1 protein-coding gene (cut by a window edge) is annotated in these 14,533 nt (G+C 72.1%); it reads right to left on the reverse strand.

Features of this window, described 5'->3' with window-relative positions:
* On the reverse strand, positions 1-14,533 hold the 3' end of the coding sequence (locus tag QQM39_RS02300) for a type I polyketide synthase (RefSeq protein ID WP_301994892.1). The gene runs 15,278 nt beyond the window's last position; 14,533 of the gene's 29,811 nt are visible here — the last part of the coding sequence; its start codon lies off the right edge, out of view — the gene reads right to left on this strand; the stop codon is at positions 1-3.

Below are 14,533 nucleotides of genomic sequence, written 5' to 3' on the forward strand. Positions count from 1 at the left end.
CTACAGCCCCAACTCGGAGTCGAGCAGGGCGAACATCTCGTCGTCGGACGCCGTCTCCAGGTCGATCCCGCCGTCGCCTGTGTCTCCGTTGCGCAGCTCCGCCCACTTGGTGCGCAGCACCTCCAGGCGGCCGGCGACCTGCTGGTGGAACCGTTCGTCGAAGCCGCCCGTGGCGTCGGCGAACGCCTTCTCGATCTTGTCGAGTTCGGCGAGCAGGGCCGGTGTTCCCTGGGCGGGTTCGCCGATGTTCAGCTCGGAGCGGAGCAGCTCGACCAGGTCGTTCGGGGTCGGGTGGTCGAACACCAGCGTGGCGGGCAGGCGCAGACCGGTGACCGTGCCGAGGCGGTTGCGCAGCTCGACGGCGGTGAGGGAGTCGAAGCCCAGCTCCTGGAACTGGCGCTCGGGTTCGATCTCCTCACCGGCGCCGTGGCCGAGCACTTCGGCGACCTGACCCCGGACGACCTCCAGCAGCATCGCCGTGCGCTCGTCCTCGGTGAGTCCCGCCATCCGGCGCACCAGAGAGTCGGCGGTCTCCTGTCCGACGACGGCCCGCCTGGACTTCGTCCGGACGAGACCGCGCAGCAGTGGCGCCGGCTCGCCCAGGTCCCGTAGCACCGCCAGGTCCAGGCGGACCGGCAGCAGGACCGTCAGCCCGGTGCCGAGCGCCGCGTCGAAGAGGCGTACGCCCTGCTCCTCGGTGAGCGCGGGCAGGCCGCCGCGGGCCATGCGGGCCGCGTCCTGCGCGGTGAGCATGCCGGTGTCCCAGGCGCCCCAGGCCAGCGAGACGGCGGGCAGTCCTTCGGCCCGGCGGCGGGCGGCGAGGGCGTCGAGGAACGCGTTGCCCGCCGCGTAGTTCGCCTGCCCCGGGTTGCCGAGCGTGCCCGCGACCGAGGAGAACAGCACGAAGTGGTCGAGGTCGCCGGCGAGTTCGTGCAGGAACCAGGCCGCGTCGGCCTTGGGCTGGAGCACCGGGTCGATGCGGTCCAGCGTCAGCTGTTCGACCGTGGCGTCGTCGAGGACACCGGCGGCGTGCACGACCGACCTGACCGGGTGCCGGTCGAGCAGCGCCCTCAGGTCGTCCCGGTCGGCGATGTCGCAGGCGACCACCGACACGGTCGCGCCGGCCGCCTCCAGTTCACTCACGTCGGCCTCGCCCTTGCGGCTGGCCAGCACCAGCTCGGTGACGCCGTGCCGGTCCACCAGGTGCCGGGCGATGATCCGGCCGAGCGCGCCGGTGCCGCCGGTGATGAGGACGGGCCCCGTCCAGGTCTGCTCCTCCTGCGGCTGCGGCGCGGGGGCCAGCCGTCCGGCCAGAACCTCCCCGTCGCGGATGACGACCTGCGGTTCCTCGACGGCGACGGCCTGGCGCAGCACGGCGAGCGACGAGCGCCGGTCGTCGAGGTCGAGCAGGCCGAAGCGCCCGGGGTGTTCGGACTGCGCCACGCGCACCATGCCCCACACGGCGGCGCCCACCACGTCCGGGACATCCCCGTCGGCTGCGGCGATGGCACCCCGTGTGACGAACACCAGCCGTCCGGACCGTTCGGCGGTCAGCCACTCCTGGATGTTCACCAGTGCGTCGGACACCGCCGCGTGCGCCGAGTCCACGACGTCCTCGGAGACGGCGACGACCTCGACCAGCACCACGTCCGCGTCCGCGGCGGCGATGTCCGGGTGGACTCGGCCGCCGACGAAGCTGTCCGCAAGGCCGAAGGCGTCCTCACCGGCGACCGCGACCGGCTCGTCGAAGGCGGTGTTCGCCGCGATGGGCGTCCAGTTCAAGGTGAACAGCGAGTCGCGCCCGACGCCGGAGCCCGCCAGCTGCTGTGCGGAGACCTCCCGCACCACCAGGGACTCCACCTGGGCGACCGGAGTGCCGGACGAGTCGGCGAGGGCTATCGACATCGCCCCGCTCTCGTCGCGCTCCATCCTCACCCGTACCGCCGAGGCACCGGTGGCCTGCAGCGAGACGCCCTCCCACGAGAAGGGCAGCGCAGCGGATCCGCCGCTCCCGCCCCGCTCCTCGCCGCCGAGCAACGCGGTGTGCAGGGCGGCGTCGAGCAGTGCCGGGTGCAGGCCGAACCCGCCGGCTTCCGTTCCCTCGGGCAGGGCGACCTCGGCATAGACCGCGCCGGCCGCCCGCCACGCCCGCCGCAGCCCCTGGAACGCCGGCCCGTAGCCGAAGCCGACCTCGGCGAACCGGTCGTACGCGCCGTCGAGGTCGATGGCCTCGGCGCCGGCCGGCGGCCACTCGGCGGTGCCGGACCCGAGGTCGGACGCGGGGTCCGACGGGGCGGGCCGACCGCCCGTGGCGAGGAGGCCGGTGGCGTTCTCGGTCCAGGGCAGGTCCGTGTCCTCGGGCCGCGAGTAGACCGTCACGGTACGTCGGCCGTCGTCGTCGGCGGTGCCGACGGACACCTGCACCTGGACACCGCCCTGTTCGGGCAGGACCAGCGGCGCGGCCATCGTCAGCTCCTCCACGGTGTCGCAGCCCAGCTCGTCACCGGCGCGCAGCGCCAGCTCGACCAGCGCGGCACCGGGCACCAGGGCCCGGCCCATGATCACGTGGTCGGCGAGCCAGTGGTGCGTACGCAGCGAGAGCCTGCTCGTGAACAAGTGGCCCGCGGAACCGGCGAGTTCGACGGCCGCACCGAGCAGCGGGTGTACGACACCGCGCAGACCGGCGGCCCGTACGTCGCCCGCGCCTTCGGCGACCTTGGGCCAGTAGCTCTGCCGCCGGAAGGCGTAGGTGGGCAGGTCGATGAGCTTTCCGCCCGGGTAGAAGGACGTCCAGTCGACATCGGCACCGCCGACATGCAGCCGCGCGAGGGCGGTCAGCGCCGCGGTCTCCTCCGGCTTGCCCTTGCGCAGGACCGGGATCGCGACCGCGTCGGCCACGTCCTGGGCGACCATCGCGGACAGCACACCGTCCGGGCCGATCTCCAGGAAGGCCACGTCACCCAGTGCCTGGACGTTGTCGTGGAAGCGTACGGCGTCGCGCACGTGCCGCACCCAGTACTCGGGGTCGGTCACATCGCCCGACGTGCTGAACGGGATGCCCGGGGCCTCGAAGTTGATGTCCTCGACCACCTCGCGGAAGTCGTCGAGCATCGGGTCCATCAGCGGCGAGTGGAAGGCATGCGACACACGCAGCCGCTTGGACTTCCAACGCGACGCGATCTCCAGCACCTCAGCCTCGTCACCCGCGATGACCACGGAGGCCGGGCCGTTGACGGCAGCGATGGAGACCTTGTCGGTCAGGTGCGGCAGCACCTCCTCCTCGGAGGCCACCACCGAGACCATCGCACCACCAGCAGGCAGCTCCTGCATCAGACTGGAGCGCGCCGTGACGAGGAGGCACGCGTCCTCCAGACTCAACACACCCGCGACATGAGCCGCCGCGATCTCGCCGATGGAGTGACCGGCCAGGTGATCGGGCCTCACGCCCCACGACTCCACCAACCGGTACAGGGCCACTTGCAACGCGAACAGAGCGGGCTGGGTGTAACCGGTCTGGTTCAGCAGCTCCTCGTCCTCGCCCCACATCACCTCACGAAGCGCCGGGTCGAGATGGACGAGTACGGCGTCGAAGGCCTCCGCGAACACCGGGAAGCGGTCGTACAACTCCCGCCCCATACCGAGCCGTTGCGAGCCCTGCCCCGAGAACAAGAAGGCGAGGGGCTTGCGGGCGGCCGCGCCTCGGGCGAGTTCCACACCGTCGAGCAGGACTGCGCGGTGGCTGAACCTCGATCGGGCGGTGAGCAGCGAGTGGCCGATGTCGATCGGGTCGCCGTCGAGTTCCCGGACCCGCTCGATCTGGCCCGACAACGCCGCCTCGGTCTTGGCGGACACCAGCCACGGGACGCCTCGCACGGGCTCGGTGTCCGGGGCGGCCGGGGAGTCCACCGCGGGTCCCCGCTCCAGGATGACGTGCGCGTTGGTGCCGCTGATGCCGAAGGAGGACACGGCCGCGCGCCGGGGGCGGTCGACCCCGGGCCATTCGGTGGTGTCGGTGAGCAGGTCGACGGCGCCTTCCGTCCAGTCCACGTGCGACGAGGGCGTGTCCGCGTGCAGTGTCCTGGGCAGGATGCCGTGCTGCATCGCCTGCACCATCTTGATCACTCCGGCGACGCCGGCGGCGGCCTGGGTGTGACCGATGTTCGACTTGATGGCACCGAGCTTGAGCGGGATCTCGCGGTCCTGGCCGTAGGTCGCCAGCAGGGCCTGCGCCTCGATCGGGTCGCCCAGTGTCGTACCGGTGCCATGGGCCTCGACGGCGTCGACGTCCGCGGTGGACAGCCCGGCGCTCGCGAGAGCCTGCCGGATCACCCGCTGCTGCGACGGACCGTTCGGCGCGGTCAGACCATTCGACGCACCGTCCTGATTGACCGCCGAGCCCTTGACCACGGCGAGGATCTGGTGACCGTTACGCACCGCATCCGACTGCCGTTCCAGTACGACGAGGCCGGCGCCCTCGGCCCAGCCCACGCCGTCCGCGCCGTCGCCGAACGCCTTGCAGCGGCCGTCCTCGGACAACCCGCGCTGTCGGGAGAACCCGACGAACGAGCCCGGCGTGGACATCACCGTGACACCTCCGGCGAGGGCGAGGGTGCACTCGCCGGAGCGCAGCGCCTGCATCGCCCAGTGCATCGCGACCAGCGACGACGAGCACGCCGTGTCCACGGACACCGACGGGCCCTCCAGCCCGAGCGCATACGAGACACGGCCGGACACCACGCTCGGCGAGGCGCCGGTGCTGCCGTAGCCCTCGGTGTCGGCGCCGCCGATCAGCTGCGTGTAGTCGTTGTACATGACGCCGGCGAACACACCGGTCCGGCTGCCCCGCAGCGACACCGGGTCGACGCCCGTGCGCTCCAGGGCCTCCCACGCCGTCTCCAGCAGCAACCGCTGCTGGGCGTCGGTCGACAGTGCCTCGCGCGGGGACATCCCGAAGAACTCGGCGTCGAACTGGTCGGCGTCGTGCAGGAAGCCGCCGGAGCGGGTGTACGACGTGCCGGGGTGGTCGGGGTCGGGGTGGAACAGGGTGTCCAGGTCCCAGCCTCGGTTCGTCGGGAACGGCGTGATGGCATCCGTGCCGTCGAGCACCAGCTGCCACAGCTCTTCGGGGGTCGTGACCCCGCCGGGGTAGCGGCAGGCCATGCCGACGATGACGATCGGGTCGTCGGACAGGGCCGCAGTGGACACGGCGGGCAGGTTGTCCGCCGGGGCCTGAGCGCCGAGGAGTTCGTCCTTGACGTAGGCCGCGAGCTGGTGGGCGGACGGGTAGTCGAACACCACGGTGGCGGGCAGCTTCAGTCCGGTGACCGCGGTGAGGCGGTTGCGCAGCTCGACCGCGGTGAGCGAGTCGAAGCCCAGTTCCTGGAAGGCTCGCTCCGGGTCGACGGCGGCGGTGGTGTCATAGCCGAGGACCGCGGCGACCTCGCCGCGCACCAGGTCCACGAGCGCCGCGGTGCGGCCCGCCTCGTCGAGGGCGGACAGCCGCTGGACGAGGCCGGATGCGGTCTCCGCCCCGGCGATCCTGCGGCGCGACTTGACGCGGATCAGACCGCGCAGCAACGGCCGCACGGTTCCCTCGGCCTTGAGGGCCGCGAGGTCGAGTTCGACCGGCAGCACGGCCGCCGCGTCACTGCCTACGGCGGCGTCGAACAGTTCCACGCCGCGTTCGGCGCCGATGGCGGGCATGCCCGAGCGGGCCATGCGCTCGGCGTCGTCCGGAGCCGGCATGCCGGTCTCCCAGGCACCCCAGGCGAGGGACACGGCGGGCAGCCCTTCAGCCCTGCGCCGGGCGGCCAGAGCGTCGAGGAAGGCGTTGCCCGCCGCGTAGTTGCCCTGTCCGGCGTTACCGAAGACACCGGCGGCACTGGAGAACAACACGAACTGCGCGACATCACCGAGGAGTTCGTGCAGGTTCCAGGCCGCGTCGGCCTTCGGCCGCAACACGCTGTCGAGACGCTCCGGGGTCAGCGAGGCGACGACACCGTCATCGAGCACACCCGCAGCGTGGACGACAGAGCGGACCGGATGCCGGTCCAGTAGCTCGGCGAGCGCATCCCGATCGGCGATGTCGCAGGCGACCACCGACACGGTCGCCCCGGCCGCCTCCAGCTCCGTCACGTCGGCCTGGCCGGTGCGGCTGGCCAGGACGAGCTCCGTCACACCGTGCCGCTCGACCAGATGCCGGGCAATGATCCGGCCGAGGCCGCCGGTACCGCCCGTGATGAGAACGGGGCTCTCCCAGACGGCCGCCTCCTGGGCGACGTGCACCCGGCCCAGGCGGGCGGCGCGGGCCTCGCCCTCACGGATCACCAGTTGCGGCTCGTCGAGGTCGAGCACCGCGAGCAGCGTCGCGAGCGAGGACTCCTCGGCGTCGAGGTCGATCAGGCCGAAGCGGTCCGGGTGCTCGGACTGCGCCGAGCGGACCAGGCCCCAGGCGGCGGCGCCGGCGAGGTCGTCGCCGTCGACCGCGCCCCGGGTGACGAACACCAGGCGGCCGTCGCGGTCGTCGGCGATCCACTCGTGCAGCAGCCCCAACACCTGGCGGGTGGTGCGGTGCGCGCCGTCCGCGCCGGGCTCGCCGGACAGCGGCACCAGCACGACCGACGTGTCGGCGAGCGCGAGCCGGCCTTCCACCCGGCCGACCGACAGCCCGAGCACGTCGGGGCCGAGAACGCTGACGCTCCGGCCCGCCTCGGCGGGCGGCACGGCGACCGGCGTCCACTCGACGGCGAAGAGCGCGTCCTGGCGGCGGGCACCGGTCTCCTCGTGGGTGACCGCCCGCACCACCAGCGACTCGACCGAGGCGACGGCGTTGCCCGCCGGGTCGGCGAGCGCGATCGACGTTCCGGCGGCGTTGCGGGTCAGACGCACCCGCAGCGCGGAGGCGCCGGTCGCGTGCAGGGAGACGTTCTCCCACGCGAACGGCAGCCCGGCGGTGCCGCTCTCGTCGAGCAGCAAGGCGTGCAGGGCCGCGTCGAGCAGGGCAGGGTGCAGTCCGTACGGCGTGACGTTGACGTCGTCGGGCAGCGCCACCTCGGCGTATGTGTCGTCGCCGATCCTCCATGCCGCCTTCAGGCCCCGGAAGGGCCCGCTGTAGGCGAACCCGGCCCCGGCGAACCGGTCGTAGCAGCCCGTCACGTCGAGCGTCTCGGCGCCGGCCGGCGGCCACACGCTCGTGTCGAAGTCGATCCGACGCTCGCCACCGGCGAGCGCACCGGACACGACCTGCGTCCACGGCACGTCCACGGCCTCGGCGGGCCGGGCGTGCACGGTGAAGGTACGACGGCCCGACTCGTCCTCGGCGGACACCCGTGTCTGCAGGGCGAGGCCCCCGGTCTCCGGCAGGATCACCGGCGCGGACAGCGTCAGCTCCTCCAGCCGGTCGAGCCCGAGTTCGTCGCCGGCCCGCACGGCCAGTTCGACGAGGGCCGCACCCGGCACCATGACGCTGCCGTTCACGACGTGGTGGGCCAGCCATGGGTGGGTGCGCAGGGCGAGGCGGCTGGTGAACAGGAAGCCCTCGCCGTCGGCGAGTTCCGCCGAGGCGTTCAGCAGGGGGTGACCGAGGGCCACCAGGCCGATGCCGGACGCGTCGTCACCGCCGATGCGTACGGCGGGCCAGAACGCCTGGTGCTCGAAGGCGTAGGTGGGCAGGTCGATCGGCCTGCCGCCCGGGTAGAAGGACGTCCAGTCGACGTGGGTGCCGTGGACGTGCAGGGTGGCGAGGGCGGTCAGGGCCGCGGTCGGCTCCGGCTTGTCCTTGCGCAGGACCGGGATCGCGACCGCGTCGGGCTTGTCCTGGGCGACCATCGCGGACAGCACACCGTCCGGGCCGATCTCCAGGAAGGTCACGTCGGCGAGAGCCTGGACGTTGTCGTGGAAGCGGACCGCGTCCCGGACGTGGTTCACCCAGTACTCGGGGTCGGTCACATCGCCGGACGTGGTGAAGGGGATCTGCGGTTCACGGAACTCGATCTCGCCGATCGCCTCCCGGAAGTCCTCCAGCATCGGGTCCATCAGTGGCGAGTGGAAGGCGTGCGACACCCTCAGCCGCTTCGACTTCCAACGCTCAGCGATCTTGAGGACTTCGGCCTCGTCACCGGAGATCACCACGGATGTCGGGCCATTGACTGCGGCGATGGAGACGCTGTCGGTCAGATGCGGCAGCACTTCGGCCTCGGAGGCCATGACCGAGACCATCGCGCCACCGGCGGGCAGTTCCTGCATCAAGCTGGAACGGGCCGTGACCAACAGGCACGCGTCCTCCAGGCTCAACACACCCGCGACGTGCGCCGCGGCGATCTCGCCGATGGAGTGACCGGCCAGGTGATCCGGCCTCACACCCCACGACTCCACCAGCCGGTACAGCGCCACCTGAAGCGCGAACAGAGCGGGCTGGGTGTAGCCCGTCTGGTTCAGCAGCCCCTCGTCCTCACCCCACACCACCTCACGCAGCGCAGGGTCGAGGTACATCAGGGCATCGTCGAACGCCTCCGCGAACACCGGGAAACGGTCGTACAACTCCCGCCCCATACCGAGCCGCTGCGAACCCTGACCGGAGAAGAGCAGGGCGAGGGGGCGACCGGAGCGGGCCCGGCCCCGGGCCAGTTCGATGCCGTCCAGCAGCACCGCACGGTGGTCGAAGAGCGTACGGCTGGTGAGCAGCGAGTGGCCGATGTCGACGGGGTCGCCGTCGAGTTCCCGGACCCTGTCGATCTGGCCTGACAGAGCCGCCTCGGTCTTCGCGGACACCAGCCACGGCACGTCGGAGGTGGGGGCCTCGACAGCGGTTGCCGGTGCGACGGGTGCTTGTGCGACCGGCTGCTCCAGGATGACGTGCGCGTTCGTACCGCTGAGGCCGAACGACGAGACACCGGCCCGGCGCGGGCGCCCGACGGTCGGCCAGCCGGTCGGGTCGCCGATCAGCTCGACGGCGCCCTCGCTCCAGTCGACGTGTGTCGACGGCTCGGTGACGTGCAGCGTCGGGGGGAGCACGCCGTGCTCCAGCGCCTTGACCATTTTGATGATGCCCGCGACGCCCGCGGCCGCCTGGGTGTGGCCGATGTTGGACTTCACCGACCCCAGGTAGAGCGGTACGTCGCGGTCCTGGCCGTAGGTCGCCATCAGGGCCTGCGCCTCGATGGGGTCGCCCAGTGTCGTTCCGGTGCCGTGGGCCTCGACGGCATCCACGTCGGCGGTGGACAGGCCTGCGGATGCGAGTGCCTGCCGGATGACGCGTTGCTGCGACGGACCGTTCGGCGCCGTGAGCCCGTTGGAGGCACCGTCCTGGTTGACGGCCGAGCCCTTGACGACGGCCAGGATCCGGTGACCGTTGCGGATGGCGTCGGACTCGCGCTCCAGCACCAGCAGGCCGACGCCCTCCGACCAGCCGACGCCGTCAGCACTGTCCGAGAAGGCCTTGCAGCGGCCGTCCTGCGCGAGCCCGCGCTGCCGGGAGAAGCCGACGAAGGCGCCCGGTGTGGACATAACGGTGACACCGCCGGCGAGGGCGAGGGTGCACTCGCCGGAGCGCAGCGCCTGCATCGCCCAGTGCATCGCGACCAGCGACGACGAGCACGCCGTGTCCACGGAGACCGACGGGCCCTCGAAGCCGAACGTGTAGGACACACGGCCGGACGCCACGCTGGGCGAGGTGCCGGCGCCCTGGTGCCCCTCGGCGTCGGCCTCCAGGATCTGGGCGTAGTCGGAGTACATGACGCCGGCGAACACACCGGTCCGGCTGCCCCGCAGGGACGTCGGGTCGATGCCGGTGCGCTCCAGGGCCTCCCAGGTCGTCTCCAGGAGCAGCCGCTGCTGTGCGTCGGTGCCGAGCGCCTCACGCGGGGACATCCCGAAGAACTCGGGGTCGAAGAGCCCGGCGTCGTGGAGGAAGCCGCCGGAGCGGGTGTACGACGTGCCGAGGTGGTCGGGGTCGGGGTGGAACAGGGTGTCCAGGTCCCAGCCTCGGTTCGTCGGGAACGGCGTGATGGCGTCGTCGCCGCTGACCACCAGGTTCCAGAGGTCCTCGGGCGAGTCGACTCCGCCGGGGTAGCGGCAGGCCATGCCGACGATGACGATCGGGTCGTCGGTGGTGGACACGGGTGCGGGCAGGAGCTCGGCGGTGTCCGCCACGGAGCCGAACAGTTCGGCGTGCAGGTGGTCGGCGAGGGCCAGTGCGGTCGGGTAGTCGAACACGAGCGTCGCGGGCAGCTTCAGGCCCGTGGCCGCCGTCAGCTGGTTGCGGAACTCGACCGCCGTGAGCGAGTCGAAGCCGAGGTCCTGGAAGGCCCGCGCGGAGTCGACCGCGTCGACACCCGCATGGCCCAGCACCTGCGCCGCCTGGGCGCACACCAGGCCGACCAGTTCGGTGCGGCGTGCCGCCGCGTCGAGGGCGGCGAGGCGTGCGACCAGCGAGGACGCGGCCTCCGAGCCCGCGACGGCCCGGCGTGCCTTGATGCGGACGAGCCCGCGCAGGAGGGGGGCGACGGTTGCGTGACCGCGCAGCGCCGGAAGGTCCAGCCGCACGGGAAGCACCAGGGGTTCGCCGGTGGCGAGCGCCGCGTCGAACAGTTCCACGCCGTGGTCCGCGCTGATGGCGGGCATGCCCGAGCGGGCCATGCGCTCGGCGTCGTCCGGAGCCGGCATGCCGGTCTCCCAGGCACCCCAGGCGAGGGACACCGCGGGCAGCCCTTCAGCCCTACGGCGAGCGGCCAGAGCGTCGAGGAAGGCGTTGCCCGCCGCGTAGTTGCCCTGTCCGGCATTGCCGAAGACACCGGCAGCGCTGGAGAACAACACGAACTGCGCGACATCACCGAGGAGTTCGTGCAGGTTCCAGGCCGCGTCGGCCTTCGGCCGCAACACGCTGTCGAGACGCTCCGGGGTCAGCGAGGCGACGACACCGTCATCGAGCACACCCGCAGCGTGGACGACAGAGCGGACCGGATGCCGGTCCAGTAGCTCGGCGAGCGCATCCCGATCGGCGATGTCGCAGGCGACCACCGACACGGTCGCCCCGGCCGCCTCCAGCTCCGTCACGTCGGCCTGGCCGGTGCGGCTGGCCAGGACGAGCTCCGTCACACCGTGCCGCTCGACCAGGTGGCGAGCGATGATCCGGCCGAGGCCGCCGGTACCGCCCGTGATGAGAACGGGGCTCTCCCAGACGGCCGCCTCCTGGGCGACGTGCACCCGGCCCAGGCGGGCGGCCAGTACCTTGCCGTCACGGAGGGCGAGTTGAGGCTCGTCGATGGCAAGGGCCGCCGCGATCAGGTCGGCGTCGGTCGCGGTACGAACCTCGTCGTCGGCCGCGCCCACCATGTCGATCAGACCGAAGCTGCCGGGGTGCTCGGACTGCGCCGACCGCACGAGGCCCCAGACGGCCGCACCGACGAGGTCGCCGCCGACCGTGGCGTCACGGGTGACGACGACAAGCCTGCCGGGCCGTTCGGCGGCGATCCAGTCCTGCAGGGCGGCGAGGACGCGCGCGGTGGCGGTGTGCGCCGCCCCCACCACGTCGCCGTCTCCGTCTCCGACGACGGGCAGGAGTACGACTCCGGCCTCGGTGTCGCCCGGGGACGCCACCGTCTCGAAGCCGAGTCCGAACGGGTCGTCGCCGAGGACCGCCACGGAGCCGGCCGGCACCGCGTCCTCGGTGCCGACGGGCACCCATTCGACTCCGAAGAGGGCGTCGCGGCCGATGTTCTGGGCGCCGAGCCGGTCGGCGGCGACCGGGCGGACGACGAGGGAGTCGATCGAGGCGACCGGCGTGCCGGTGGGGTCGGCGAGCGCAAGGGTGCGGGTCGTGCCGGACGCGTCCCGGGTCATCCTGAGGCGCAGCCGCGATGCCCCGGTGGCGTGCAGGCTGACGCCCGCCCAGCTGAACGGCAGCCCGGCCTCGGCCGTCTCGTCCAGCAGCGCGGCGTGCAGGGCCGCGTCGAGCAGCGCCGGGTGCAGCCCGTAGCCGCCCGGGGCCGCGTCGTCGGGCAGGGCGAGTTCGGCGTAGACCTCCTCGCCCAGACGCCACGCCGCCCGCAGCCCCTGGAAGGTCGGCCCGTAGGCGAAGCCCGCCCCGGCGAAGCGGTCGTAGCAGTCCTCATGGTCCATCGCGACGGCGCCGGCCGGCGGCCACACGGTGGCGTCGAAGTCGGCCGGGGGCCGCTCGCCCGTCGCGAGCACACCGGAGGCGTGCTGGGTCCACGGCTCCTCGACGTGGGCCTCCGGCCGGGCGTGCACGGTGAAGGTACGGCGCCCCGCCGCGTCCTCGGCGGCCACCCGCAGCCGGACCTGCACACCGCCACGGTCCGGCAGGGGCAGCGGCGTCACGAGGGTCAGTTCGTCGACGCGGCCGCAGCCGACCTCGTCACCGGCGCGCAGCGCGAGCTCGACCAGCACGGCCGCCGGTACCAGGCGGTGGCCCATGATCTCGTGTTCGGCGAGCCACGGGTGCGTGCTCGTCGAGAGCCTGCTGGTGAAGACGACGCCTTCGTCCTCGGCCAGTTCGACGGCCGCGCCCAACAGCGGGTGTTCCATGCCGACCAGGCCCAGGCCGGTGGCGTCGCTCTTCGGGCTCGCCGGGGCGGGCCAGTAGCGCTGGCGCTGGAAGGCGTAGGTGGGGAGGTCGACGCGGGTGCCGCCCGGGTAGAAGGACGTCCAGTCGACGGGGGTGCCGTGGACGTGCAGGGTGGCGAGGGCGGTCAGGGCCGCGGTCGGTTCCGGCTTGTCCTTGCGCAGGACCGGGATCGCGACCGCGTCGGGCTTGTCCTGGGCGACCATCGCGGACAGGACGCCGTCCGGGCCGATCTCCAGGAAGGTCGCGTCGGCGAGAGCCTGGACGTTGTCGTGGAAGCGGACCGCGTCCCGGACATGGTTCACCCAGTACTCGGGGTCGGTCACATCGCCGGAGGTCGTGAAGGGAATCTGCGGGGCGTGGAAGGTGACGCCGTCCAGCATCTCCCGGAAGTCATCCAGCATCGGGTCCATCAGCGGCGAGTGGAAGGCATGCGACACCCTCAACCGCTTCGACTTCCACCGCCCGGCGATCCCCAGAACCTCGGCCTCGTCACCGGCGATGACCACCGATGCCGGGCCGTTCACGGCAGCGATCGACACCTTCTCCGTCAGGTGCGGCAGCACCTCGGCCTCGGTCGCCTGGACCGCCACCATCGCACCGCCGACAGGCAGTTCCTGCATCAGGCTGGAGCGCGCCGTGACAAGGAGGCACGCGTCCTCCAGGCTCAACACACCCGCGACATGCGCCGCCGCTATCTCACCGATGGAATGACCAGCCAGGTGATCGGGCTCAACGCCCCACGACTCCACCAACCGGTACAGAGCCACCTGAAGCGCGAACAGAGCGGGCTGCGTGTAACCGGTCTGGTTCAGCAGCTCCTCGTCCCCACCCCACATCACGTCCCGCAAGGCCGGGTCGAGATGGACGAGTACGGCGTCGAAGGCCTCGGCGAACACCGGGAACCGGTCGTACAACTCCCGCCCCATACCCAGCCGTTGCGAACCCTGCCCCGAGAACAGGAACGCAAGCGGCTTACGGACAGCCACGCCCCGGGCGAGCTCGACGCCGTCGAGGATCACGGCACGGTGGTCGAAGGTCGTACGCGTGGTGAGCAACGAGTGCCCGATGTCCACCGGGTCACCGTCGATCTCCTTGACCCGTTCGACCTGCTCCCGCAGCGCCGCCTCGGACTTCGCGGACACCAGCCACGGCGCGAATTGGCCGCGTGGTCCTTCCGCAACCGGCGCCTCCACGAGCGGCTGCTCAAGAATCACATGCGCGTTGGTGCCGCTGACACCGAACGACGACACCGCCGCGCGACGCGGCCGGTCGACCGACGGCCACTCGGTGGCACTGTCGAGCAGCTCGACCGCGCCCGCCTCCCAGTCGACCTGGGACGACGGCTGGTCCACGTGCAACGTCCGGGGCAGAACCCCGTGCTGCAGCGCCTTGACCATCTTGATGATGCCGGCGGCGCCCGCGGCCGCCTGGGTGTGGCCGATGTTGGACTTCACCGACCCCAGGTAGAGCGGTACGTCGCGGTCCTGGCCGTAGGTCGCCATCAGGGCCTGGGCCTCGATGGGGTCGCCCAGTGTCGTTCCGGTGCCGTGGGCCTCGACGGCGTCGACGTCCGCGGTGGACAGGCCTGCGGATGCGAGTGCCTGCCGGATGACGCGCTGCTGCGACGGACCGTTCGGCGCCGTAAGGCCGTTGGAGGCACCGTCCTGGTTCACCGCCGAGCCTCGCACCACCGCCAGGATCCGGTGACCGTTACGGATGGCGTCAGACTGACGCTCCAGCACCAGCAGACCGACGCCCTCGGCCCAGCCCACACCGTCCGCACCGTCGCCGAACGCCTTGCAGCGGCCGTCGGCGGACAGGCCGCGCTGGCGGGAGAACCCGATGAACGCTCCCGGCGAGGCAAGGACCGTGACGCCGCCGGCGAGGGCGAGGGTGCACTCCCCCTGCCGCAGCGACTGCGCCGCGAGGTGCAGCGCCACCAGCGACGAC

The organism is Streptomyces sp. DT2A-34, assembly GCF_030499515.1.
Taxonomy (GTDB): Bacteria; Actinomycetota; Actinomycetes; order Streptomycetales; family Streptomycetaceae; genus Streptomyces.